26 protein-coding genes and 1 pseudogene are annotated in these 25,673 nt (G+C 45.5%); 16 read left to right on the top strand and 11 right to left on the bottom strand.

Translation table 11 applies throughout. The features are described from left to right. Positions 1-3: 3 nt before the first annotated feature. The 4 genes from G9F50_RS15635 to fdhF form a co-directional block, all read right to left on the bottom strand. Positions 4-1,188 carry a macrolide family glycosyltransferase gene (locus tag G9F50_RS15635; RefSeq protein ID WP_060561823.1) on the bottom strand — a complete coding sequence of 395 codons (1,185 nt, stop codon included), beginning with the start codon at positions 1,186-1,188 and terminating at the stop codon, positions 4-6. Then, on the bottom strand, positions 1,185-2,405 hold the full coding sequence (locus G9F50_RS15630) for a cytochrome P450 (protein ID WP_060561824.1): 1,221 nt from the start codon (positions 2,403-2,405) through the stop codon (positions 1,185-1,187). The genes G9F50_RS15635 and G9F50_RS15630 overlap by 4 nt, the downstream gene beginning before the upstream one ends. A gap of 207 nt (positions 2,406-2,612) precedes the next feature. Continuing rightward, the gene (locus G9F50_RS15625) at positions 2,613-3,155 is read right to left on the bottom strand and encodes a helical membrane plugin domain-containing protein (RefSeq protein ID WP_012117344.1); all 543 of its coding nucleotides are present in this window, start codon (positions 3,153-3,155) and stop codon (positions 2,613-2,615) included. Next, on the bottom strand, positions 3,148-6,105 hold the full coding sequence (fdhF, locus tag G9F50_RS15620; protein WP_060561825.1) for a formate dehydrogenase subunit alpha: 2,958 nt from the start codon (positions 6,103-6,105) through the stop codon (positions 3,148-3,150). Before fdhF ends, G9F50_RS15625 begins: the two co-directional genes overlap by 8 nt. Positions 6,106-6,229: 124 nt before the next feature. Here fdhF and G9F50_RS15615 point away from each other — a divergent pair, with 124 nt between their 5' ends. The 4 genes from G9F50_RS15615 to G9F50_RS20835 all read left to right on the top strand — a co-directional run bounded on the left by G9F50_RS15615 (position 6,230) and on the right by G9F50_RS20835 (position 7,769). Then, on the top strand, positions 6,230-6,799 hold the full coding sequence (locus G9F50_RS15615; protein ID WP_015417262.1) for a YjgB family protein: 570 nt from the start codon (positions 6,230-6,232) through the stop codon (positions 6,797-6,799). Between the two features lie 97 nt (positions 6,800-6,896). Then, the gene (locus tag G9F50_RS15610; RefSeq protein ID WP_020955665.1) at positions 6,897-7,298 is read left to right on the top strand and encodes a ribosomal maturation YjgA family protein; all 402 of its coding nucleotides are present in this window, start codon (positions 6,897-6,899) and stop codon (positions 7,296-7,298) included. 43 nt (positions 7,299-7,341) lie between these two features. After that, positions 7,342-7,515: a YjfB family protein gene (locus G9F50_RS15605; RefSeq protein ID WP_012117340.1), complete on the top strand. Its 174-nt coding sequence runs from the start codon at positions 7,342-7,344 to the stop codon at positions 7,513-7,515. Positions 7,516-7,628: 113 nt separating this feature from the next. After that, a complete protein-coding gene (locus G9F50_RS20835; RefSeq protein ID WP_373859653.1) occupies positions 7,629-7,769 on the top strand; it encodes a hypothetical protein in 141 nt (46 codons plus the stop codon). 283 nt (positions 7,770-8,052) lie between these two features. Here G9F50_RS20835 and G9F50_RS20830 read toward each other — a convergent pair. Next, positions 8,053-8,449 (bottom strand): annotated as a pseudogene (locus G9F50_RS20830) (MgtC/SapB family protein); the annotation flags it as partial. Positions 8,450-8,810: 361 nt separating this feature from the next. Here G9F50_RS20830 and G9F50_RS15595 point away from each other — a divergent pair. Both G9F50_RS15595 and G9F50_RS15590 read left to right on the top strand, forming a co-directional pair. Next, positions 8,811-9,236 (top strand): MarR family winged helix-turn-helix transcriptional regulator, encoded by a 426-nt coding sequence (locus tag G9F50_RS15595; RefSeq protein ID WP_060561826.1) that lies wholly within the window; start codon positions 8,811-8,813, stop codon positions 9,234-9,236. Further along, positions 9,220-9,567, top strand: a complete 348-nt coding sequence (locus G9F50_RS15590; protein ID WP_060561827.1) for a DUF3147 family protein — start codon at positions 9,220-9,222, stop codon at positions 9,565-9,567. Before G9F50_RS15595 ends, G9F50_RS15590 begins: the two co-directional genes overlap by 17 nt. A gap of 194 nt (positions 9,568-9,761) precedes the next feature. Here the strand turns inward: G9F50_RS15590 and G9F50_RS15585 are convergent, their stop codons facing one another. Both G9F50_RS15585 and G9F50_RS15580 read right to left on the bottom strand, forming a co-directional pair. After that, positions 9,762-10,445: an HAD family hydrolase gene (locus tag G9F50_RS15585; RefSeq protein WP_015417259.1), complete on the bottom strand. Its 684-nt coding sequence runs from the start codon at positions 10,443-10,445 to the stop codon at positions 9,762-9,764. A 17-nt stretch (positions 10,446-10,462) separates the two neighbouring features. After that, positions 10,463-11,224 carry a DeoR/GlpR family DNA-binding transcription regulator gene (locus G9F50_RS15580; protein WP_022553515.1) on the bottom strand — a complete coding sequence of 254 codons (762 nt, stop codon included), beginning with the start codon at positions 11,222-11,224 and terminating at the stop codon, positions 10,463-10,465. Between the two features lie 252 nt (positions 11,225-11,476). Between G9F50_RS15580 and lacG the strand changes: the two genes are divergently transcribed. The 9 genes from lacG to G9F50_RS15535 all read left to right on the top strand — a co-directional run bounded on the left by lacG (position 11,477) and on the right by G9F50_RS15535 (position 22,123). Continuing rightward, positions 11,477-12,877 carry a 6-phospho-beta-galactosidase gene (lacG, locus tag G9F50_RS15575; RefSeq protein WP_060561828.1) on the top strand — a complete coding sequence of 467 codons (1,401 nt, stop codon included), beginning with the start codon at positions 11,477-11,479 and terminating at the stop codon, positions 12,875-12,877. 63 nt (positions 12,878-12,940) lie between these two features. Further along, entirely contained in the window at positions 12,941-13,255 is a 315-nt protein-coding gene (locus G9F50_RS15570; protein ID WP_007407323.1) for a PTS sugar transporter subunit IIA, read from the top strand. Positions 13,256-13,266: 11 nt separating this feature from the next. Next, positions 13,267-14,964, top strand: a complete 1,698-nt coding sequence (locus tag G9F50_RS15565; RefSeq protein ID WP_060561829.1) for a PTS lactose transporter subunit IIBC — start codon at positions 13,267-13,269, stop codon at positions 14,962-14,964. 15 nt (positions 14,965-14,979) lie between these two features. Then, complete coding sequence (locus G9F50_RS15560) at positions 14,980-16,149, top strand: galactokinase (protein ID WP_060561830.1); 1,170 nt, start codon at positions 14,980-14,982, stop codon at positions 16,147-16,149. Between the two features lie 3 nt (positions 16,150-16,152). Continuing rightward, complete coding sequence (gene galE, locus G9F50_RS15555; RefSeq protein WP_060561831.1) at positions 16,153-17,145, top strand: UDP-glucose 4-epimerase GalE; 993 nt, start codon at positions 16,153-16,155, stop codon at positions 17,143-17,145. Between the two features lies 1 nt (position 17,146). Beyond that, complete coding sequence (gene galT, locus G9F50_RS15550) at positions 17,147-18,646, top strand: UDP-glucose--hexose-1-phosphate uridylyltransferase (RefSeq protein ID WP_060561832.1); 1,500 nt, start codon at positions 17,147-17,149, stop codon at positions 18,644-18,646. A gap of 50 nt (positions 18,647-18,696) precedes the next feature. After that, positions 18,697-19,809: a glycoside hydrolase family 53 protein gene (locus tag G9F50_RS15545; protein WP_060561833.1), complete on the top strand. Its 1,113-nt coding sequence runs from the start codon at positions 18,697-18,699 to the stop codon at positions 19,807-19,809. 285 nt (positions 19,810-20,094) lie between these two features. Further along, positions 20,095-20,568, top strand: a complete 474-nt coding sequence (locus G9F50_RS15540; protein ID WP_007407329.1) for a MarR family transcriptional regulator — start codon at positions 20,095-20,097, stop codon at positions 20,566-20,568. Positions 20,569-20,710: 142 nt separating this feature from the next. Next, positions 20,711-22,123: an MDR family MFS transporter gene (locus G9F50_RS15535; protein WP_060561834.1), complete on the top strand. Its 1,413-nt coding sequence runs from the start codon at positions 20,711-20,713 to the stop codon at positions 22,121-22,123. Between the two features lie 99 nt (positions 22,124-22,222). Here G9F50_RS15535 and G9F50_RS15530 read toward each other — a convergent pair whose 3' ends face one another. The 4 genes from G9F50_RS15530 to G9F50_RS15515 form a co-directional block, all read right to left on the bottom strand. Then, positions 22,223-22,504, bottom strand: a complete 282-nt coding sequence (locus G9F50_RS15530) for a putative quinol monooxygenase (RefSeq protein WP_007407331.1) — start codon at positions 22,502-22,504, stop codon at positions 22,223-22,225. Positions 22,505-22,626: 122 nt separating this feature from the next. Further along, positions 22,627-23,547, bottom strand: coding sequence for a class A beta-lactamase (gene bla, locus G9F50_RS15525; RefSeq protein ID WP_101536281.1), 921 nt, complete (start codon positions 23,545-23,547; stop codon positions 22,627-22,629). Positions 23,548-23,886: 339 nt separating this feature from the next. Further along, on the bottom strand, positions 23,887-24,273 hold the full coding sequence (locus G9F50_RS15520; protein WP_060561836.1) for a VOC family protein: 387 nt from the start codon (positions 24,271-24,273) through the stop codon (positions 23,887-23,889). Positions 24,274-24,563: 290 nt separating this feature from the next. After that, positions 24,564-24,926, bottom strand: coding sequence for a hypothetical protein (locus tag G9F50_RS15515; protein ID WP_038457666.1), 363 nt, complete (start codon positions 24,924-24,926; stop codon positions 24,564-24,566). A gap of 517 nt (positions 24,927-25,443) precedes the next feature. Between G9F50_RS15515 and G9F50_RS15510 the strand changes: the two genes are divergently transcribed. After that, positions 25,444-25,673, top strand: a 230-nt coding sequence (locus tag G9F50_RS15510; protein ID WP_260397911.1) for a T7SS effector LXG polymorphic toxin, incomplete at its 3' end; no start/stop codon positions are given.

The following is a 25,673-nucleotide window of genomic DNA, read 5'->3' as shown; positions in this document are numbered from 1 at the left end:
CAATCAATTTTCGACGGCCGCCTTTTTCAAAAATTCTTCAATGGCACAAACAGCCTGTTTGGGGCCGCCGGTTTCTTCTATTTTCTGCTGCATGCTTTTCACGCGGCTGAGGATGTTTTTATCGCCGTATACGTTTTGAACGTCTTTTTGCAAACGGGCCACAGTGACTTCTTTCGGCGGCAGATGCACGCCAAGCCCCAATTCATCCACACGCTTTGCGGTGACCTCTTGTTCGTGCATTTGCGGAACGACAACGAGCGGGACACCCGCATTCATCGCTTCCATTGTACTGTTCATCCCGCCGTGAGATACGAACAGCTTTGCTTTCTCCAGCACATCAAGCTGAGGAACGTGCTGGCGGATGATAAAGTGATCGGGGACATCCGAAAAACTTTCCGGATCAATTGTTGTGCCGACTGACATAATAACCCGCCAGTCCGAGCCCCGAAACGCGTCAATACACATCTGGTAAAATTCAGGCCAGGCGTTAAACGCCGTTCCCAGTGAGATGAGCATAAGCGGACGGTCATCGGCTGCATCAATTTCCAGACTTCCCGTATTTGTGCGTTCTCCAAGAGACGGACCCGCAAAACAGAATCGTTCATCAAAGGTTTCCTGTTTCGGCTGAAAGGCCCTTGGCATAAAGACAATATTCAGTTTTTCAGGCATAAAAAATTCTTCCATTGTCATCCGTTTCAATTGTTCATTTTCAATCTGCTCCTGGTATTCTTCTATCGCCTGTTTGGCCGCTTCCAGTGTTTCTTCGTCTCTTCCTAATTGAAAATACTCATTCATTGCATAGCTCGGGCAGAACTTTACGGCCGGGATGCCGCCATTATCCGCAAACAATTTTCCGGCAAGAGCTAAAAAATCAAACAGGACGATGTCAGGAAGGTCGTCTTTGTACAGCTCTTCCAGCTGCGGAAGCACTTCAACCGCTTCTTGCAGAAACATCACAAACGCGTCATTTTTATTTACCCGTTCTTTTATCGTCTCCGGGTCCGCCTTTATGCTTGTGCGGTATAAAACGGGAATGGCGCCCGTTTTGGCAACGGAAGCTTCGAATTCCTCAGTCGTAGCGAATGTCACTTTATACCCGCGATTGACAAGTTCCTCGGCTACGGGCAGCGTGGGATTGACATGACCGTGAGCGGCCACATTAATAATGGCGATATGTGTTTTTCTCATCTTTTTTCTTCTCCCTCATTTTCGTTTATCTCCGCTTCTAAAGATTCCAGCCCGTACATGACACTGTTTCGGATCGGCTCAATCCGGACCGGCTCAAGGTGTGAAAAGGCTTTTACAATTCCTTTCAGCGCCACTTCCGCTTCAAGTCTGGCAAGCGGAGCGCCTAAGCAGAAGTGTACGCCGAATCCGAAGGAAAGGTGCGGATTCGATTGGCGATGAATATCAAATACGCCCGCCTTCTCAAATTTGTTTTCATCACGGTTGGCAGATGCAACGTAGCAGAGAACGATCTCCCCGCTTTTCAAGCGGCGTCCGCGCAGTTCAGTGTCGTGCCGGACCGTCCTTCTGACAAACGGAGCGGGAGCGCGAAAACGCAGCGTCTCTTCCACCGTTTGCGCGATGAGAGAAGGGTCCTGTCTCAGCTCTTCATAAAGGCCGGGCGTCTCTAATATGCTGTAAACCGCATTTGAAATGAGATTAGTCGTTGTTTCATTTCCCGCCACTAAAAGCAGGTTGCAAAACGGGATCAGATCTTCTGCCGTGAGCTTCTCTCCCTCTTCTTCCTCTTTTATCAAAATAGAAATAATGTCTTGGCCGGGCTGTTTTCGTTTGCTTTCTATTATTTCCGCAAAAAACGCCGCCAGCTCCGCCTCACATTGGTCACGTTCCTGCTGATTTTTCTCCGCCGCTTCAGGACTCGCATCTTTCGGCATGCTGACGAGAATGTCCGACCATTTTTTAAACTGATCCATACGTTCGGACGGAACGCCTAATAATTCTGAAATCACCATGACCGGCAAAGGGTAAGAGAGATCTTTAACGATATCAATCCGCCCTTTGTTCTTTGCCTGTTTCAGGAGATGATCGGTAATGTCTTTAATTCTCGGCTCCCATTCCTTCAAGACGCGGGGAGTGAAAGCGCGATTGACGGCGGATCTGATTTGGGTATGCTTCGGCGGGTCCATATTCAGCATGGACTTTGCAATCGAGCTTTTCACATCAGTCATGAGGCTTGAGAACGTCTCTTTATCACTGATGACTTTTTTGACATCATCGTATAAAAACACACTCCAAACCTTCGTTTCTTCATCAAAGTGTATAGGGCTTTCCCGTCTCATTTTTTCGTACCAAGGAAAAGGGTTGTATACGTCCAGGCCGTTTTTTCCTTTCATCAGGGTTCTTTGGATGGCTTGTCTCGTGCTCCTCAGCTTACTCATGTTTCATCACTCCTGATTGTTTCATATTTGAATAGTTGACGCACCTTGAATTTTATCCTAGCACATATTTTCAATTTTTTTCTATTCATAACCTGAACTATTAACATAACACAACAAAAGTCATGAATCCGGAGGTGAAATTTCTCCCAAGAAAACAGCAGAAGCGCACAAAAAACCCGAGCCTTCGGCCAGGCTCGGGAGATATTTTCACTCATTCGTCTGCGGTTTCTGGTGCTGCTTTTGGTCTTCAGGAGGCTGCGTATTTCTTTCCATATCGTCCGTATCAGCGCCCATGCCTTTCAGGAAAGAAAACAGCAGAGTGACGGCCTTGTTGATTTCCGGGTCTTTTAAAGCGCGGACGATATCAAAATACCCGGTCTTCCTGCCGCTGTCTTTTTCCTCGACGGCCTTTGTGACCCCCGCATTGATTTTAACGATAAACGGCTCAAGCTGTTTTACATCGAGCATGCCGAGAACGCCGCTTAACAGCAGGAGATTTTTCAGCATATTGGCCGTTTCCGGAGTATTCGCCTTCTTCACGAGAATATCCATCACTTTGTCTCCCTGGCCGAAGAGCCCGCGCAGAAGCGCCAAAACGCCGCGCTCGTTCATGTGCTGAAGAATGTGCAGAGATTCCAAAATCGCGTCTTTATTTCGTAAAAGAGCCGTCTCGATCTCTTCTAAGTCCTTTTTTCGTTTGTCTTCTTCTGTGACGGTCTGTTTTCGGATGCCGCTGATTGCTTTAGCCATTTTGCTGTTTCCCCCTTTTTACGGCGTCTCCCGGAAATACATAATCTTTACGCGCCCATTTCCGATCAACCCGGACACCGATCTGCGGCTGCGGGTTTCCGTAACGGAAATTGATTTTCGGAAGCGGATTAACGCCTTCTTTTTTCAAAATCTCCATCTTCGCTGATGTTTCTTTATAAGCTGGTGTATCGGTATCCTTATCGGCATAGCTGCTTGTCAAAAGGTTAATGGCGGCGTCTTTTGAATCGTTCATCGGAAGATAGACTTGTTTGCCTTTTACCCTGTCTGTGATGACGCATTTGACTTTCACATTTCCGTACGGTGATGTCAGACGGACAAGCGTTCCGTCTTCCAGCCCTCTTTCTTCGGCGAGTTCGGGCGAGACCTCAAGGAACACACTCGGTGTTTTTTCGGATATTCCTTTTGATCGGTAAGTCAGATTCCCTTCGTGAAAATGCTCGAGCAGCCGCCCATTATTCACATGGATATCATATTCTTCACCAAATTCTTTCGGCTCGGTCCACTGAACGGGATATAGAATCGCTTTGCCGTCTGAAAACGGGAACTTATCCGTAAATAAAAGCGGTGAATCGGTTCCGTCCGCTGCAACCGGCCATTGCAGTGAATTGTAGCCTTCGAGACGTTCGTAAGTGACGCCTGCATAGAGCGGCGAAAGCATTGCCGCTTCTTCCATAATGTCTGCCGGATGTTCATAGTGCCAATCAGCGCCCAGACGGTTGGCGATGTCCGTAATGATCTGCCAATCAGGCTTTGAATCGCCCAGCGGTTCAAACACTTCGTAAAGGCGCTGCACCCTCCGTTCCGTATTCGTAAACGTCCCTTCTTTTTCAAGGCTCGGGCTTGCCGGAAGCACGACATCGGCGAACTCGGCCGTACGCGAAAGAAAGATATCCTGCACAACGAAGAAATCGAGCTTTTCAAATGCGGCATGAACATGGTTAATATTGGAGTCGACAAGTCCCATTTCTTCTCCTTTTAAGTACATGGACTTCAGTTTTCCTGAGTGGATGCCTTCGATCATTTCATGATTTGTCATTCCGATTTCTTTCGGCAGGTCTGTTCCCCACCCCTGTTCATACTTTTTACGGGCTTTTTCATCCGTTACTTTTTCATAACCGGGGAAGCTGTCAGGCATACTGCCGAAATCACTGGCTCCCTGCACGTTATTATGGCCCCGAAGCGGATATGAGCCTGCGCCGGGCTTCCCGTAATTTCCGGTCACAAGAAGCATGTTGGAAATGGCCGTGCTCGTATCACTTCCTCCGATATGCTGGGTGACCCCCATCGCCCACAGTGCGCACACGCTGCCGGCTTCATGAATCATCCGGGCCACTTTGATTAAGGTATCCTTGTCCACACCGGTATGTTTCTCCGCATATTCCATCGTATAAGGTTCAAGGCTTTTCACGAATTCATCTAATCCGTTCACTCTCTCCTTCAGAAATGCAGTATCCGCCAAATCGTGATCAAGCAGATATTTCGATACGGCATTCAGCCAGACAATATCTGATCCGGCACGCGGCTGGAAAAACACGTCGGAGCGCTCGGCCATTTCATGTTTTCGCAAGTCAGCGACGACGAGCTTCTGTCCGTGCAGCTTATGAGAACGTTTAATGCGTGTGGACAAGACGGGGTGAGACTCAGATGTATTTGAACCGATAATCAGCACGAGCTCAGCTTTTTCTATATCTGTAATCGACCCTGAATCACCGCCGTATCCGACCGTTCTGAACAATCCGGCCGTGGCGGGAGACTGGCAGTAGCGTGAGCAGTTGTCAACATTATTTGTTCCGATAACGGCTCTTGCAAGCTTCTGCATCACGTATGATTCTTCATTCGTGCATTTGGAAGATGTGATAAAAGCAAGCGCGTCCGGGCCGAAATGTTCTTTTATATCGGTAAATTTATCAGCGATCAGCTGCAGCGCTTCATCCCATTCCGCCTCCCGAAACGAGTCTCCTTCCCGGATAAGCGGTTTGGTAAGGCGCTTTTCACTATTGACGAAATCCCAGCCGAATTTCCCTTTCACGCACGTCGAAATTCCATTTGCGGGCGCCTCAGCCTGAGGCTCGACCTTTAAAATGTCTCTTCCTTTCGTCCATATATCAAAACTGCAGCCGACACCGCAGTATGTGCATACGGTTTTCGTTTTTTTGATTCTTTCATCCCGCATGGCCGATTCCATATCCGATATGGCTAAAATTGATCCGTATCCGGTTTCGACGCCTTTTGTGATGTCAATCATCGGCCGAAGCGTCTCTTGGCTGATACCTGTTAAATACCCAGCTTCGCCTTCCATGCCTTTTTCCATCATGGCGTTGCACGGACATACCGTCGAACAATGTCCGCAGGAAACACATGATGATTCATTGATCGGCACATCCTGATCCCAAATGACCCGCGGGCGTTTCCGCTCCCAATCAATGCTTAACGTTTCGGTTACCTGTACGTCCTGACAGGCTTCGACGCAGCGTCCGCACAAAATGCACTGATCGGGATCATATCGGTAAAACGGATTTGATTCATCTTTAGGATACGGTTTTTGATCGAACGGAATGCTTTGATGATTGATTTTCATTTCCTTTACAGTATTATGTACTTCGCAGCTCCCATTGTTGTAATCACAGACCGTACAGTACAATTCATGGTTGTGCAAAATGTTGTCCATGCCGATAATCTGCGCTTTTTTTACATCGGACGAAAGCGTATCGATGACATCTCCGTCCTTTATTTGCGCGGAACACGAACGCACCAGTTCCCCGTTAACATTGACGATACAAGTATCGCACGTTTCAATCGGCCCGAGACTCGGGTGATAACACACGTGCGGCACGTCAATTGAACTATTGTTCAAAAGCTGCAAAACGGTTTGGCCGTCCGGCGCTTCCATTTCAACCCCATTGATTGTAACCTTCTTTGTATCAGCCATTTTCTTTTCCCCTTTCTGTCCCCCTCTATACATCCTCTATGATTCCCAGCCGGCCTTTCACTAAAACATCTCGTTTATCTCAGGAAACATACGGGTATGAGCGGTAAAAAGGAGGCGTTCACATATGTTGAAGAAAAAAACACTCGCCACGGGATTATCGGCAGTGATGCTCACGGGATGCGCATTCGGCGCAGAAGCATTTTCGGTTACACAGCCCGTCCATGCCGCAGCCGCTTCAAAAACGGAAAACCAACGTGCACAAGAACTGGTGAACAGCCTTTACCAATCGGCGTTTAAAGGGGAAATGCCGCAAAATGTGAAAGGCCTGAAAATCAACCAAAGCACAAGACAGGACGTTTACGATAAAATCGGCGAGCCGGAACAAAAAGCAGACAGCCGCAATCCATTTGATTTATACAGCTGGAACATGGGAAACCCCGGTTATGGATTTTCCTATCATAAAAACGGAAAAATCTCGGAAATACGCTATTTCGGAACAGGGGTCGAGCGGCGCTTAAACCTCGGAAGCGTCACACCTGACGTCTTAAGCAAACAAATCGGCAGCGCTGACAAAATCCTGACAGTGCCAAAAACGGGCGAAACAGATTACGTCTACCATACGGGGCAGTATGAGCTCCGCTTCGTCATCGGCAGTGACCAAAAAGCAGACCACGTCAACCTAAAAGCCAGATAACGCAAAAAAAGCGGCCTCCCGGGCCGTTTTTTCATAGACAGCTTTTCCGTCGTTCCTTACAATACATGGGAGTACAAAAAAAGGGGAACAGTGTGAAGTGAATAGACATCCATTGACATACGGAATATGTACCGTTTTTATCATCGCCCTCGGTTTGCTGTCCAGAACCGCATACATCACCGCCCTATTGCCCGGCATCATAAACGCTTATTTAGGAGATGCCTTGTGGGCGGCAATGATTTTTACAGGATTCGGGCTTCTGTTTCGGAACATACGGACTGAAACAGCCGCATTTTTGAGCCTCTCGTTTTGCTGTCTGATTGAATGCAGCCAGCTGTATCACGCGCCTTGGATTGACGCAATCAGAAGCAGCACGCTCGGCGGGCTGATCCTCGGCTGGCAATTTGTCTGGAGTGACATTTTCGCCTATACCCTCGGGGTATGCGCTGCCGCATTTTTAGAATGGGCCGTAAAAAGAAACCGCCAGTCCCCTTCATAATCAAAGCATGCCGCCGATATGAAGGGATAAGGAGGTGGAAGCTATGGATATCCCTGCGTTATCAATCGCTATGCATCAAGCATCTCTGGCGCAGAATGTAAATATCGCTTTAACAAAAACGGTCATGCAGCATGCACAGGCTGCGGCGGAAGAAACTGTGAAAATGCTGCCGTCCCAGCACCCGACTGCCGGACATTCAATTGATGTGAAAGTGTAAAAAAAGATGCCGGATGATAACCGGCGTCTTTTTTTTGCCCGTTGTACGTACACCATACCGGGCATACAGGAATAAGGTAAACGGAACCAACATTTGAAAAGGAGGTTTTCCTCTTGTACGATCCTTTCTATCATGAATACACAGCCGAGAGCCACGAACGGGTGCCATATCATTATCCGCGGCCGCCTTATTATTTCCCAAGACCGTATCCATACTATCCGCGGCCGTATATCCCGTTCTATCCCTGGTATTAATGTTTGAAAAGAAATGACTGCAGACAGGAGGCTTCCCCTGTCTGCTATTCAACTTTGACCGACAGAATATACGGGAGAGCTTGAACTTTTTCCATTACCGCCGCTTTCCCGCTTTTGCTTTTCACCCTTCCCTTCACTTCAAGCACCGCCTTATTCAATTCATAGGACGTAATAAGAATTCCTTTTTCCTCAAGAGAAGTTAAAATATCATGCATGACGGCTTTCTCCTCAATCCTGAAACTGACAGACAAAGAATGCGCCGCCGGTTTAAACAGAAAATTTAACAGTTCAAGCCCGATTAACGCCAAAATCGTGCCGCTGATGCCGATGACATACATACCTGCCCCGATCGTCAGCCCGATCCCCGACGTAGCCCAAATCCCCGCGGCCGTCGTAAGCCCCCGCACGACATGCCGCTGCAAAATAATCGTGCCGGCTCCTAAAAATCCGACGCCGCTGACGACCTGCGCCGCCACCCGGCTCGGATCAAAGGACGTATGGCTGTTGGATAACAAATCAAAAAAGCCGTATTTGGAAACGATCATCATCAAGGCGCTGCCGACGGCCACTAAAAAATGCGTCCTCAAACCGGCTTCCTTCGCCCTGAATTCTCTCTCCAATCCAATAAGAGCCCCAAGCAGACCCGCAACCGCCAGACGAATCACAAAATCAAGTTCCATCCGTCTCTCTCCTTTCCTTATCTTCTTACCCGCTTTTTATCCCCCGTATCTTTTTCTATCAGCACAAGACTGCCCTGCTGAAAAAAACTGCATTTGAATATATACTTTGGTTCTTTATCATATTGTCAGCGTCCTTATTTATATGCGGAAGGTATTAAGCTGACGTTTCCAAAATAAGGGAAATAACTTATTGAGAGTATATGAAACAAGTTTATTCGTTGAAGCTGCGGCCGCTTGTCTCTTCCAATCTTCTAAAAACAGAACGAATGCCGCTCCCTCATGCTCAAAAATTGCTTTCAATCCGCAAAAATATATCGTAATATAAGATATAATCTTAATAAACGATAGAAGGTGGATGATGATGTCAAACGAAATCATGCGATTAAATGACCTCTGGACAGATATTTACTACCGGCTCCGTTATCAGCACCATGAAAAAATTACTCACCAAGGTGTACGGATTCTGCAAGTCATTCAAAAAGAGAAGGCAGTCGGAATAAAAGACATTGCCGAAGCGATTCAAGTATCACATAATACCGCTTCGGAACATATAAAGCGGTTACTGCAGAAAAAGTACGTTTATAAAACCAGAAGTGTTGAGGATGAGCGGAAAGTCATTTTAAAACTTACCAGTTTGGGGGCGGATATCCTTTACCGGCATTCCGGGCTTGATGAAGAAAAGCTTAAACAGCTTCTTTTTGACAGCATGAATAATGAAGAAAGAACACTTGTCTTAAAAGCATTCAGTTTGATGAAGGAGCGTGCTGAAGATGTTTACGATCGTTAAAATCATTGTCTCCGCTGCTATTATTGGGATTATCACTGAAATATCAAGAAGAAGCCCGAGTTATGGAGGTATTATAGCGGCTTTACCAATTGTCAGTATGCTGAGCATGGTGTGGCTGTACATCCAAGGCGAAACGAAGGAGACATTAAGTCATTTTGCATTCAGCGTGGCTTCCGGCATCCCCTCCACAGTCATTATGCTGGTCATTATGGGCATCGCCCTTCGCCATTCACTGTCTTTCATTGCCGCATCAGGGCTTGGACTTACAGGATGGCTGGTTTTCTTGTATGCTCAGGATTTTATCGTAAAACATATAAACAGTCAGCAATAAGCACCTTAGCGCTTGTTTGTAAATACGAGGAATTAAAAAAACAGGGATACCCCTGTCTTAAAAGTGACTCCGATTAAAAAGCGAAACCCCTTTCTTCACGAGAAGCAGACACCGCCGAACACAAAAACATCCCGTGTTGCGAACGGAGTCCGCAGCCTGTACAGCCATATCGGCATGAAGAACCGGCTGATCTCTCAAACAGAATGTCCGGCAATCACTTCAAAAAACGAGGTGAAATCTGTCAGTATCCCGTCATCCGCCAGCTGTTTTTCTTCAAATAGCGCGCGGTTTTTTCCGAGTGGGTCAATGGCCATAATCTTGCCTGCACCTGCTTTTTTCGCCGCTGTGAGCCCCGAAAAGGCATCTTCAATGACTAAGCAATCTTCAGGCCTGAGGCCTAACTTTTCCGATGCGATGAGAAAAATATCCGGCGCCGGTTTTCCGGGGAAGCTCCCGTCATCAAACGTGACTTTGTCAAAATCAAACCACCGATCCAACTGAAAGACGTCAAAGTAAAACTCGACATTTTCCTTTACCGTAGCCGTGGCAATGGTCATTGGCGTTTCTGATTTTTTCAGATGGTTCAATACGCCGGTCAGTCCCTTCGTCAGCTTTAACTCATCTTTGTTTTCAAGGCATAATTCTCTGTAGTAGGCTTCTTTTTCAAAAGACAGCTTCTTGATTTCTTCATTTGTTAAATCGCCGGAAATAAAATACGTCAGGATTTCACTGTTTGTTCTCCCGTGAATGTTAACGAAAATGTCTTCATCAGAAATGGTTTTCGGCGCGTATTTTTTCACCATGAAAAACCATGCTTTTTCGTGCAGATGCGAATCTTGAAACATCGTGCCGTTGAAATCAAAAATAACCCCTTTCATCGAACCGCCCGCCTTTTTTATTTTTTTGCGATTTTGACATCTACATATTGCTCGTAATGAATTTGAACATCTTTCATCACTTTATCATCCGTAATCAGATAATCCATATCATGTAAGTTATAGAACACGTAAAAATCTTCCCGGTTGAATTTTTTATTATCCGCCAGCAAAAATTTCGTCCGCGAATTATTCAGCGCGATTTGATGGGCTTCCCCTTCTTCAATGCTGTAAGAAGAAATCTCATCATTATGTATGCCGTTGGCGCTGATGAAGGCTTTCGTAAAATTGAATTTCTGCAGATTGCCGTTCACGATGGGCCCGACGAAGGCACCGGTGTTTTTCCGGAAATCGCCGCCAATCAGGATGGTATCCGCAGTGTCACCATGCTTTAAAATATCAAATACGGGATAGTTGTTTGTGATAATCCTGATTCGCTTATGCAGCAGGTGTTTGGCTAAAAGTTCAATCGTCGTGCCGGGCCCTAAAAAAACGGTATCGCCGTCATTTACATATGAAGCTGCGAGTTCCGCGATTTTCTCCTTCTCATCCATTTGAACACCCAGTTTTTCATTATGCGATAATTCGTGATCAATGGAATAAGATATGCTCTGTGCGCCTCCGTGAATACGTACGATTTTTCCGGCCTTATCCAGCTCATCCAGATCTCTTCTCACTGTCATATCAGAAACATCCAGTTCATCGATAATATCACTCACCGTAATAAACCCCCGCGAGTTTACGATGTCGATGATTTTTAAAAGACGCTCTTTTTTTAACATGTTCAATCATCCCCTCAACTTTACACACAATCTAACACACCGCGGCACTCCGGTCAACAAAAACAAACACTAACAAACAACATAATCAACATATAAAACAACAAAAAACTTATATAACCCCTATGAAAACAGATGTTATTTCTTTATGAAGCTATTGACAACAAAAATGTATGCGTTTACTATTAAACAAAAGATAACAATTACAAACATTAACAAACTTCAATTCACACATTGGCGAAGGAGGATTCAGTAATGCTCAAATTACCTCATGACTTTATTTTCGGCGGGGCGACTGCGGCATATCAAGCGGAAGGCGCCACAAAAGAAGGCGGCAAAGGGCCTGTGGCCTGGGATGAATTTCTTGAAAAACAGGGAAGATTCAGCCCTGATCCGGCAAGTGATTTTTACCGCCAGTTTCCGGAAGATATTAAACTATGTGAAAAATTCGGAATAAACGGCATCCGCCTTTCTATAGCCTGGACGAGAATTTTCCCTGACGGCACGGGCAAAATCAATCAGGAAGGTGTTGATTACTATCATCGTATTTTCTCAGAGTGCCATAAACGCAACGTCACCCCTTTTGTCACACTGCATCATTTCGATACACCGAAAAGATTATTTGACCAGGGAGATTTCCTCAACCGCGCTTCAATAGAAGCGTTCGTCAGCTATGCGGAGTTTTGCTTTAAAGAATTCAGCGAAATCAGATATTGGAGCACGTTTAACGAAATTTATCCCACAGCCACCAACCAGTATTTACTCGGGGTTTTCCCGCCATCAATTAAAAGTGATATCACAAAAGTCATTCAATGCCTCCATCACATGATGGTAGCGCATGCGATGACCGTCAATCTTTTTAAAGACGGCGGCTATCCGGGAGAAATCGGTGTCGTCCACTCATTGGAAACAAAATATCCCGCCAGCGACTCAGAAGAAGACCGCCACGCCTGTTTTCTGGATGACGCGTTATCAGTGAGATTTCTCCTCGACGCCACCTACCTCGGCTATTATTCTGAGGAAACCATGCGTGCTCTGGATGAAATCTGTGAGGCAAACGGCGCTTCATACGAGTTTTCAGACAGTGACTTTGACGTGATGAAAAAAGCTTCAACGCGCAATGATTATCTCGGCATCAATCATTATCAATGCCATTTCGTCAAAGCGTACGACGGAGAAACCGTTATTCACCATAACGGAACGGGCGATAAGGGCACTTCGGTCTATAAAGTAAAAGGAATCGGCGAAAGAATTTACAAAGAAGGCCTGAAACGGACCGATTGGGACTGGCTCATTTATCCTGAAGGCATGTATGACATGCTGATGCGCATCAAACGGGACTATCCGCAATATAACAAAATGTACATTACCGAAAACGGCATGGGCTATAAAGATGAGTTTGAAGACGGCATCATTATGGATAAGGCAAGAATCGACTATTTAAAAGTCTATTTAGAAGCCGTCAGTAAAGCGATTACCGACGGAGTCAATGTAAAGGGGTACTTCTTATGGTCCTTAATGGATTTATTTTCATGGACCAACGGCTACAACAAACGTTACGGTCTTTTTTACGTCGACTTTGACACCCAAAAACGGTATCCGAAAGAATCGGCCTACTGGTACAAACTTGTAAGTGAAACAAAAACAATCATTTAACGATCATACATGATGAAAAGAGTCTCTTTTCATCATGTGTGCCGTCTTTAGGAGGTTTTTTTCATGACAAAGGAAGAATTGCAGATGCTCGGTTTTGAAATCGTCGCCTATGCCGGCGACGCCAGAAGCACTTTATTGAAAGTCCTGAAAGAAGTCCGTGCCGGAAACTTCGAAAACACGGAAGCAGCATTGAAAAGCGCCGATGAAAATTTAACCCTCGCCCACAATGCGCAAACGAAAATGTTAGCTGAAGAAGCTGACGGCAAGGACATGGAATTAGGATTTATTTTCGTTCACGGTCAGGACCACTTGATGACAACCCTTTTGCTCCGTGATCTTATTCAGGATTTTATAGAACTCTACCGAAGCCGCCGATAAGGAGTGGAAAAATGAACGGTATCATCAAGCAAATCGAAAAGGGAAAACCGTTTTTTGAAAAAATCTCAAGAAACATTTATTTAGGCGCGATCCGCGACGGCTTCTTAACGGCCATGCCTGTTATTTTATTCGCCAGCATTTTCATCCTCACCGCCGCTGTGCCGGAAGTGTTGGGTTTCACTTGGCCTAAAAGTGTTTCTGAATGGCTTTGGAAAGTTTATAACTATTCAATGGGCGCCCTCGGTCTGATCGTTGCGGCAACAAGTGCGAAATGCCTGAGTGAATCAATGAACCGAAAAATGCCGAAAAACAAAGGGATCAACCCCGTTTCAGCGATGCTTGCTTCAGTCGTCGGGTTTCTCATTTTAAGCGTCACTCAAATCGACGGCGGATTCTCCACGGAATACCTCGGCACAAAAGGTCTTTTAGCCGCTTTTGTATCCGCTTTCACAACAGTGAACGTTTACAGATTCTGCGTGCTGAAAAATATTACGATTAAAATGCCTAAAGAAGTACCGGGTACCATTTCACAAACATTTAAAGATGTTTTCCCGTTCGCTTTTTCCGTTTTGGCCATGGTGATCGTTGATTTATTGATCAGGAACACGCTGAACGTATCGTTTGCAGAGGCTCTCTCCTCTCTCTTATCGCCGTTTTTTTCCGCCGCAGACGGTTATCTGGGGATTTGTGTCATTTGGGGAATGATGGCGCTGTTCTGGTTTGTCGGCGTTCACGGGCCTTCTATTGTGGAACCGGCCATCGCAGCTATTATTTACGCAAATGTGGAGGCGAACCTTCAGCTCCATAATGCCGGTGAGCAGGCGTCCAACGTGCTGACCGTCGGACTCGGGAACTTCGTCGGCACAATGGGAGGAACCGGCGCAACCCTTGTTGTTCCGTTTATCTTTCTTCTTTTCGCGAAATCCAAGCAATTGAAAGCAGTCGGAAAAGCATCCGCGGTTCCGGTGTCTTTCGCAGTAAACGAACCTCTTCTCTTTGCTGCGCCGATCATTTTAAATCCTTATTTTTTCATTCCGTTTGTTGTAACGCCGATGGTGAATGTCTGTCTGTTTAAATTTTTCGTGGATGTCATCGGAATGAACAGTTTTATGTATGTTCTTCCGTGGGCCACCCCGGCGCCCGCCGGCTTGATTCTCGGAACCGGCATGGGGCTCTCGGCTTTTGTGCTGACGGCTGTATTAATCATTGTCGATTTCCTGATATACCTGCCATTCTGTAAAGCTTATGACAAAGTATTAGCGGCGAAAGAAGCCCAACACACCGAGCCTGAAACCGCGCCGCAAACATTACAGCCCGCCATGGCCGGCGCCTCCGAAGACGCGTCCTCCGTCATCAGCACAAATCTTCAGGAATCCTCATCCGCCTTGGAACACAGCACCAATGTGTTAGTGCTGTGCGCCGGAGCGGGAACGAGCGCCATGCTTGCGAACGCACTGACAGAAGGAGCCGAAGAATATAACGTGCCGATTACCGCCTCAGCAGGCGCCTACGGATCCCATTACGACATCATGAAAGACTTCGATATGATCATTTTGGCTCCGCAGGTCGGCTCTTATTATGATGACATTAAAGAAGATGCGGACCGCCTGCAAGTGAAACTCATCGCAACGAAAGGAGCAGAATATATCAGCCTCACCAGAAATTCACAAAAAGCCATTCAGTTCATACTGGAGCATACCTCAAAATAGAATCGGGGGTTTATCATGGATGCAAAACTTTTAAAATCAAGATTCGAAGACATTTTCAAGAGAAGTAACGGAGAACTGTTTTTCGCACCCGGCCGGATCAACCTGATCGGGGAACATACGGATTATATAGGCGGCCACGTTCTTCCATGCGCGATCACGATCGGAACTTATGCCGTATGCGCAAAACGCGGAGATCACCAGATCCGGTTATACTCAGAAAACTTTCCTGACAGCGGCATTGTCTGCCTTGATCTTTCCGCCACAGCATACAAAAAAGAAGACGGCTGGGCCAATTATCCGAAGGGGATGATCCATTACCTTCTTAAAGCCGGCGGCCAAATAGACAGCGGAATGGATATTCTTTTTCACGGTACGATTCCAAACGGAGCCGGTTTAAGCTCCTCCGCTTCCATTGAAATGTTAACAGGTTCCATTTTAAGAAAGTTATTCAGCCTGGATGTTTCCGATACTGAACTGGCGCTTATCGGAAAAAGAGTCGAAAATGAATTTATCGGCGTGAATTCAGGCATTATGGATCAATTCGCAGTGCAAAAAGGCAAAAAGAACATGGCCATTCTGTTAAACTGCGATAAGCTTGAGCACGAAATGATTCCGGCTGCTTTTAACGGATATAAAATCGTCATTATGAATACGAACAAGCGCCGTGAGCTGGCCGCTTCAAAATATAATGAACGCCGCAGCGAATGCGACGCAGCTCTCTCGGAACTGCGGCAATATCGGAATATCGCATCACTTGCAGAATTGACGTCAGAAGAATTCAACGAACTCGAATCCCTTCTCTCCTGTGAAACTTTGCGTAAAAGAGCCCGGCACGCGGTCAATGAAAACGAGCGGACCCTCTCAGCCGCGGAAGCTCTCAAATCGAATGATTTGAAAACGTTCGGCGAGCTGATGAATGCGTCCCACCGTTCGTTACGCGATGATTATGAAGTGACCGGTGACGAATTAGACGCGCTCGCTGAAGCAGCCTGGAAAGAAGGAGCACTCGGAGCGCGGATGACGGGCGCGGGGTTCGGCGGCTGCGCCATAGCCATTGTGGAAAGTGAAGAAACCGCCGGCTTTATCCGGGCCGTTTCATCTCACTACCGCAGCAGGACAGGTCTTGAAGCTTCTTTCTACATCGCGGATATAAGCGATGGCGCGGCTGAATGGAGGGAAAAATAAATCATGGCGATTCTCGTTCTCGGCGGAGCCGGCTATATCGGTTCTCATGCGGTTGATCAATTATTAAACAAAGGATTTAAAACGATAGCTGTGGATCATCTGCAGACAGGCCACCGGAAAGCTGTTCATGAAAAAGCAGTTTTTTACCATGGAGATATCCGTGACAAACCGTTTCTTCGCTCTGTGTTTGCGAAGGAGAACGTAACAGGCGTTCTCCATTTTGCCGCTCAATCCCTTGTCGGCGAATCAATGAAAGACCCTCTTTCATATTTCAATAATAATGTGTACGGTACGCAAATTACACTGGAGGTCATGCAGGAATTCGGGGTGAAACACATTGTGTTTTCTTCATCCGCCGCTGTATACGGCGAACCTGAAAAAGTGCCCATCACAGAAGACATGCCGGAAAAGCCGGAAAGCGCATACGGCGAATCAAAACTCATGGCAGAAAAAATGCTGAAGTGGTGTGAAACCGCCTGCGGCATAAAATATGTCTCGCTTCGGTATTTTAACGTTGCCGGCGCGAAAACGGACGGTTCCATCGGAGAAGATCATCATCCGGAAACCCACCTTATCCCTATCCTTTTACAAACCGCGCTCGGTCTGCGCGAGGAAGTTTTGATATTCGGCACTGACTATGATACAAAAGACGGCACGTGCATCCGCGATTATGTCCATGTTTCCGATTTAATCGATGCCCATATTCTCGCTCTGGAATATTTGCAAAACGGCGGAGACAGCGGCATTTTCAATTTAGGATCAAGCAGCGGGTTTTCCGTATCAGAAATGGCGGAAGCGGCCCGGCAAGTGACCGAAAGAGACATAAAAGTAAGAGCGGCCGCAAGAAGACCCGGTGATCCAAGCACCCTCATCGCTTCCAGCGATAAAGCGCGGAACATTCTGGGCTGGAATCCGAAACAAACGGACATATCGGAAATCATTGCGTCAGCATGGAATTGGCATCGGCAACATCCAAACGGATACAAGGACAAATGAAATGGAGGCGGCGGTCATTGAAGTTTTTGAATCAGTGGCAGGGTTTCTGAAAGAAAGCACTGTCTTAGGCGACATAAATGAAACAGATGTGATTTACACAAGAAACAGACTTCTCGATCTGCTCGGACTGACGGATTATGCAGAACCGAAGCATATCAAGAAACAAAACAGGCTTTACTATTTGGACGAAATGGTGAAAGACGCGGTAAAACGGTCAATCATAAACGATACGCCGGCTGAAAGAGACATGCTGGGAAGCAGAATCATGGACGTGATCACACCGGCCCCTTCTCTGATCAATGCCGCGTTCAGCGAATTGTTATCAGATTGCCCGAAAAAAGCAACAGATTATTTTTATAGACTGAGCCAAAACAACGACTATATTAAGACGCGGGCCATTCGAAAAAATATCGTGTACCGCTCATCAACACCTTTTGGAGAATTGGACATCACCATTAATTTATCAAAGCCCGAAAAAGACCCTAAAGACATCGCCGCGGTAAAAAACAGTCCGGAAAACCGGTATCCGACATGCCTGCTCTGTATGGAAAACGAGGGGTATGCCGGAACACCGCATCACCCCGCCCGTTCAAATCATCGCATCATCAGGCTTGACTTAGCGGGAGAACAGTGGGGGTTTCAATACTCTCCTTATGCGTATTACAGCGAGCACGCCATCTTTCTTTCAAGCGTGCACAAGCCGATGAACATCAGCCGTGACAGCTTCAGAAGGCTTCTGGCCATTACGGAAATCTTCCCGCATTATTTTGCGGGATCAAACGCAGACTTGCCGATCGTAGGAGGTTCCATTCTTTCACACGATCATTATCAAGGCGGCGCCCATGAGTTTCCGATGGCAAAAGCGGGTTCCCTCTACCCTTTTCATATGCGTCATTTTCCAGACGTTCAGGCCGAAGCCGTGAAGTGGCCGGTATCAGTGATCCGCCTTCGCGCAAAAGATCCGGATTTGCTGACAGATGCCGCTGCGTATGTTTTTGAAAAGTGGCGGGAATATTCAGACGAAACCGTCAGCATCATCGCAAAGACAAATGAACCCCATAATACCGTCACTCCAATTGCCAGACGCAGGGGAACGGACTTCGAAATGGATCTCGCTCTCAGAAACAACCGCACCTCCGAAGATTATCCGGATGGCATTTTTCACCCGCATCAAGATGTCCATCACATCAAAAAAGAAAATATCGGTCTGATTGAAGTGATGGGACTCGCCGTTTTACCTCCCCGCCTGAAAGATGAGCTGGCAGAAGTGAAAAAGTATTTACTGAATGAACCTCATGACATCAAAGATATTCATCTTCCGTGGGCTGAAAACATCAAAGCGGATAAAGACGTGACATCGGAGAATGCAGCCGCTGTTTTACAAAAAGAAACCGCGAATGTATTTTTACGCGCGCTGACCGATGCAGGCGTTTTTAAAATGACACCCGAAGGAATTCAGGCGTTTCAGCGTTTCACGACGTTATTGGAGAATGGCAGCTGAAACATTCAGAGTGAAATCAATCAACAATCTTTTTATCAGGAGGTATTATGATGTTCAAAAACCGATTGAAACGTGTATTTGTAAACGCAATCTGTCTTTCTCTCATTTTCACTGCTTTTACATTCTTTGAGAAGTCTCCTAAAGCAAAAGCGGAAGCCCCGTTTGCCTATGGCGCTGATATAGGATGGCTGAAACAAATGGAGGACGAAGGTGTGCGCTGGCTGGATGACGGCGGAAAACAGAAAGATGCCTTGCAGATTCTTAAAGATCACGGAATAAATGCCGTGAGACTGAGAGTGTTTGTGAATCCGCCAAGCAGCTATTATTGGCTGAAAGACGGCACAACATGGACAATGCTCGGCTATAGTGACAAAACGGGCGTACTTGCGGCGGCCAATAGGGCAAAAGCGTTAGGAATGAAGGTAATGGTTGACTTCCATTACAGTGATGTGTTCGCTGATCCCGGCCACCAGATCAAGCCGAACCAATGGAACGGCTATTCAAACAGCCAGCTGCAGGCAGCCGTTTATAACCATACGTACGATGTCATGAAAGAACTTAAAAATCACGGCATCTCCCCTGATTGGGTGCAAGTAGGGAATGAAATGAATTCAGGAATTTTACTGCCCGACGGCAGCACGAACGATTTCAGCAAATTGACCGCCTTACTGAACAAAGGCTATGACGCCGTGAAATCCGTCAGCCCGGCCACCAAGGTCATCAGCCATTTGGCACACGGCACGGACAACAGCCTATTCAGATGGTGGTTTGATCAATTCTTTAAAAATGGAGGAAAAACCGACATCATCGGCGTTTCATTCTATCCCTATTGGGAAGGCAAGCCGTACTGGGAGCTCACCGGCCATTTATCATCTAATTTGAATGATATCGCCTCACGCTACAACAAGGAAGTCATGGTGGTTGAACTAGGCGGAGATGAAAATAATCCGAAAGATTCCTACTGGACCATAAAAGACACCATAAAACTGGTGAAAGCGGTTCCGAACGGAAAAGGAACCGGCGTATTTTACTGGGAACCCGAAGCTCACTCCAGCGTTCTGTCAGACGCGTATCCATTAGGCGCAACCGCCAAAGTGTCTAAAAACGTCTTGAAATACACAACCGCAATCGACGCTTTTCATGATGCCGCAACAGGAAAATGATTGATGCGAATCTCAAGCAGGCTCATTGCGCAGCCTGCTTTTTTATAAGGCTGTAGTGTTGGCCTGTTATGTAACAGAGCAAGTAACGAATACGGAAAGAAAAATACCCGAAAACCCACGTTTCGGTTAAAAAGCCGCTTTTTAAATAGAATACTTCTTCTGTTCCCCCTCCTTCTTATTTCTGCGCACTATCTCTCAGTTCCTAAATAATAACTTTACGATTGTTGAAAAAGAAACAAACATTTTATAATATTGTGTAAGCACCACCGAGCAGGAGGACGAGACATGGACAAAAAAGAACAGCTCCTCACGGATTTCAGGGACTTTTTTAACAAGATGGTGTGGCTGAATAGGCTGAAGATGGAAGAAAGCCTTAAGGGGCATAAACCTTCTGAAGTGCATTGCATCGAATTCATCGAAAAAATTGAAGACGCCAATGTGACAAAACTTGCGGAGTCCCTTTATATGACAAGAGGCGCCATAAGTAAATTAACGAAGAAGCTTATCAATAAAGGCCTTATCGAAAGCTATCAGAAGCCGCTTAACAAGAAAGAAATCTATTTCAGGCTTACTGAGCAAGGAAAAGTCATTTATAAAATTCACGAGGAATTGCACAAAGAGTTTCAAGAACGGGACAAAATCGTGTTTGAACAAGTAACTGATGAACAATTTGACACGATGCTGAACTTCGTGGAAACATACAGCAGGCATTTGGATTCAGAAATAAAGAAACTTGGTGCAGACATGAAATCGGAATAAATATGAATAAAACCATAGGCAGCCCTTCTCCATGAAAACAGGCTGCCTTTTTATATCCCTCTTATTGTTGACAAAGAAACAAAATCACTCTATTATTTTGTTGACAAGGAAACAAAGACAGCAATTTTGAGAGGAGAGTAATATGTCAACACATAAAAGAAAGGAACTTCGGGTGCCAAAAGAAGTTCTCACAGCCGCCTGGGCTATTGCACTGGGAGCAATCGCTCCAATGCTTGACTCTACGATGGTAAACATCGCCATCGACAAACTGACCAAAGACTTCAACACGACATTGGATACCATTCAGTGGTCCGTTACAGGCTATGTCTTAGCACTTGCGATTGCAGTACCCGTATCCGGCTGGCTTATGAATAAATATAACGGTAAGAAAATCTTCATCGGCTCAGTCATCGCCTTTGGTGTCATTTCTGTTTTTGCGGGAATGAGCCGTGACGTTTCCAGCTTCATCTTCTTCCGTTTGCTTCAAGGATTCAGCGCCGGCATTATGACTCCGCTTATGTCAACACTCTTGGTTAAAACGGCAGGTCCGGAAAACCTGGGAAAAGTGATGGCAATCGTCAGCACCCCTATGATCTTCGGCCCGATCTTAGGACCTGTCATTGGAGGCTTCATCGTCCAAGGCGCTTCATGGCATTGGATTTTTTACATCAACGTGTTCATCGTTTTGATTGCTGCACCGCTTATGATGAAAACCATTCCAGACTTTGAACCATTCAACAAAGATCGTAAACTCGATATTTTCGGGATTATCAATTTGTCATTAATGAGCGCGGCATTGATGTACGGTATTACAAAAGCGGCGGATCATGCATCATTTAACAATAGCGACACCATTTTATGGACGGGCATCGGTCTTGTTTCAGCAGCTATTTATCTTGTATATAATCAGATCAAGAAAAACCAAACCGTGCTGCCTATGAATTTGTTTGCAAACAAGAGCTTCTTAGCATCTTCGATCGGGTTGTTCTTAGCGAATGTTGCCATCATGGGGCCGATGTTAATACTTCCGCTGTTTTTTCAAAACATTCGTCATTTCACGGCAGTCGGAGCAGCACTCGCTTTAATCCCTCAAGGAGTCGGAATGCTCGTGACTCGTCCGCTGATCGGAAAAATGATTGATAAGATCGGTGCGAAATACGTGGTTACGGTCAGTCTTGTTCTTTCGCTGATCGGATCTATCCCGCTTATTTTTATCACCGATAACACAAGTATGATTTGGATTTCCGTCGTATTATTTATCCGCGGCACCAGTTTTGGAGGAATTATGCTCCCATTGATGAGTGACGCTTATACAGGTCTTGACAGCAAACAGCTTCCGGAAGCGGGTGTCGGTATTCATATGATTGAAAACCTCGGTTCCAGCTTTGGGTCATCTGTGATCGCAACCGTTACCGCAACTGTCATACAAGGATTGCAGCCGACGATTCCGAACAGTTTAAAAGGCTACCATGCCGGATTCTTAGTATCCGTCATCATCCTTGCCGCCATCTTCATTCCAAGTCTGTTCCTTACCCATAAAAAGACTGCGATATAAAGAACTTTTTAAAGTAAAAAACCCTTGCGCAGCAAGGGTTTTAGTGAACGAAACTGATGATGATTGTCGGCAAAGGCAGCCAACAATAGACAAAGCCTTTTACTCATTCACATTGCTTTTCATTAACCATTCTACTTCCGTTAATTCTTGTTTTTGAACGTCTTTTGTATGTTTTTTCGTAAAATGGACTTTAACAGCTTCTTCGTTTTCCCAAATCTCCCAAAGCATGATTTTGCGCTCTGATGGTTCGAGCGGATAAGCATGGAATTGAATACAGCCTTCTTCTTTGTTCGTTTCTTCCTCAAGTTTTTTGAACTCTTTCATTATTTCATTAAGGTCTTTATCACTGATGATTTTTAAGCATGCCGTTATGTAATGCATCGAAATTCCCCCTCTTCCCATCTCTTTATGGCTTTACATTATAACATGTATCGAAAAACGAAACCGGCATACCGCATTCTCAACATATAAAAAAACCGTCCATAAAAAATGAACGGCAATGTTTATTTAAGAGCATTTAGAGCGACTTTTGCAGCCTCAGCGATAAGAGCATTATTATAATTGGCATCTTCCGTAAACCGGTTTGACAGGATTGCCAAAACAATTGGGGCTCTGTCAGGCGGCCAAACGATCGCAATGTCGTTTCGTGTGCCGTAGCTTCCGGCTCCGGATTTATCGCCGACTTCCCATCCTGCAGGAGCGCCTGCCCGAATCAGTTCGTCGCCGGTAGCGTTGCCCCGCATCCAATCTGTTAAAATCGTGCGCTTGTCAGCCGTGAGAGTGTTACCCAAAGCGAAAGTCTTAAGGTCAGTTGCCAGTGCTTTTGCGGTGCTTGTGTCACGACGATCCCCGGGAATCGCCGAGTTTAGATCCGTCTCGAATCGATCAGCTTTCGTTACATGATCCCCGATCTGTTTCAATGACTTTTCAAAACCTTTGGGGCCGCCAAGCTGCTGCAGCAATAGGTTCCCGGCGGTATTATCGCTGTAACGGACAGCGGCTTCTGAGATTTCTTTCAGGCTCATGCCTGTATCCAGGTGTTTTTCTGTGATTGGAGAATATGTAACAAGATCATCTTTGGTGTAGCGGATGATGTCATTAAGTTTTTCATTTGAGCTTGTCTTCAGAACAGCAGCTGCGGCCAAAACTTTATAGGTTGATGCGTAAGCAAACCGTTCATTCGGCCGATAGGCGATTGTCTTGTTTGAACCTGTATCAATCGCATAAACGCCGAGCCTGGCATCAAATTTTTTCTCAAGCTGAACAAATTTTTGATTCGTTATACAGCTTGTCATTTTTGTGTTTTCTATAGACTTCGCTTCTGCATGCGCTGAGCCGAATAAAGGGTTGAAACCGGTAAAGCTTAAACATAAAAGTCCAATGCATATTCCAACTTGTATTCTCGCTTTATTTTTCACATCCAGACCTCCTCATTATAATGATTTTGTATACATCTTCTAATTAACATTACAAACAGGATGAAAGTCAATATAATTCCTGTGTGATGATTAAATCCTGCATTCTGATTCCCCTTATTAAATGCGCCGCCCTCGCCGCGTCTGAATGTTTGCATGTCCGCTTCGTGTTCATCATCTATTTGTTATCCCTCCGTGCAAATAAAAACGGACACCAATCACAGCACAGTGAGCTGTGATTGGTGTCCGCAGGCTTTCCGTCTTGGACCTATATATGTTTCTCTTGCAGACTATAAAAATCATAAGTAAGTTAACAAACGCATTACCTTAATCCTGCCAGTCAAAAAATTATATCATTTTATATATTTCAATAAGATTATTATCTGGATCTCTAAAATGAGCCACTCGTGCACGCCATTCCTGACGATCATGTGGTTCATTGACGCATTTAATCCCTTGCTTGTGCAGATAGTCATACGTTTTATCAACATCTTCTACCTTAAACTGAAGCAAAAATCTTGATTGCTCATCTCCGTCTAAAGATTTTCTTTCTTCTCCAACTATTTCAGCCATATTTTCTCGAGATAAAAGCTCTATTTTCGTTTCTCCATTATCGAAGAGTGCATATTCCATTTCCTTCTCTAACCAACTGATTGGAAGTCCTAATGAATCTTTATAAAACTCGACGCTTTTCTTAAAGTCATTAACCAATAGTCTAATTTGCAGCAATTTCATATTGAACGCCTCCTATCATTTTACTGGCCATTCATTTAATCATACAATAGGGACCTGACAGCATTATGTCAAGTTTCCATAAATTTTTTTCCATACTGCACCCAAATTTCGGATGAAAGCCTTCGGAGATTCATGAAACTGCGTTTGATCAATTCACATTCTTGGTTTGAATTTTCCTTCACTTCACCGTGGAGGCTCCGGCCGTGTAAGTCGCGCATCCGTAAACATCCGGCCGCCGCTCCTGTAAGTAACACAACTGATAAATGATTGACTGAATCGTTTTTTCACCGTCATTGCTTCCCCTGCTTTTTATATTCTGCGATTTCCTTAGGGGTAGCCTTTCGGACTCCGTCTGTGTCTGTCCTGTTTGCCACTTGAACGCCTTCCATGTTTTTTATCTCGCTGACTACTCCCAAATGCTCTAAATACACATGATCACCAATCTTGAAACGATTCAGTTTAGCCCGCTCCTCAGTCATGCTCCTGTATTCAGTCGCGGCTTTCATTTTTAATTCAGCCAGACACATTTGACAAAGGGTTACTGTTACAGAATTGCCGTTAAAATCAGTAAACGAAACCGCTCTGACAGATTCCTTTTCCGGGTGCATCGTGCATGTTTTCTTCATAGGTGATGGCCGTGTAAATTCAATCATTCCGCTTCCTCCTCCATAAAAGTCTTTTCGTCCCTCTGACGTAACAGCAGATGAATGGGAAGTTCCATGCACCCGCATTCAAACCGTCACAATACATGGAGATTGCCTTCCCTTCGCCGTCTGACGGATATTCATCCATCCTGCATAGCTGTAAGCCTATATTCCTTTATATTCCCAATGCTTGCCGCACTTCCCTGTTAAGATGAAGTTTCTAAAGCTGTTGACCAGTTGCCGCATGGGTTCCATGCGAAAAGCCGTTTGGACCGCCGTATCCAATTCATATGGGTAAATTTCAGCCCTCTAATATGTGTGTATGCTTTTTAAAGGAGGTGCGTCACACGATGTTCTAACAACCGATTCAACTTAAAGCTAACTCTTCCCCATCCCGATCATAAAATAAGTAAATTTACCCAGAACAAATTAATCATTTTGCACTTTCAAAATTCTTATTTGTCTTTCCCTTCATTCTTCCATGGTAATATCTTGTTGAAGTATTTCGAATGAAAGGATTATGGTAATGAAAGTTTTCGAAGCAACCACCCTGCTGGCCGCCGCCAAACAGCGCGCGAGTGAATACAAAGAACTGCGCGGCCAGATGGTCAACTTAAAAAAAGCGTTTCAAGGTATGGCTGATCTCGGTGACAATGATTTCTCAGGCCGGGGCGCAAATAACATCAAAGCCTTTTTCCAAGACCACGCCGGCGTCACAGACAGCTGGCTTGATCTGATCGACATGAAAATCGCATT

The sequence above is a fragment of the Bacillus sp. EKM206B genome, from assembly GCF_011066015.1.
GTDB lineage: Bacteria > Bacillota > Bacilli > Bacillales > Bacillaceae > Bacillus > Bacillus velezensis.
This window is presented reverse-complemented; position numbering and strand designations above follow the sequence as displayed.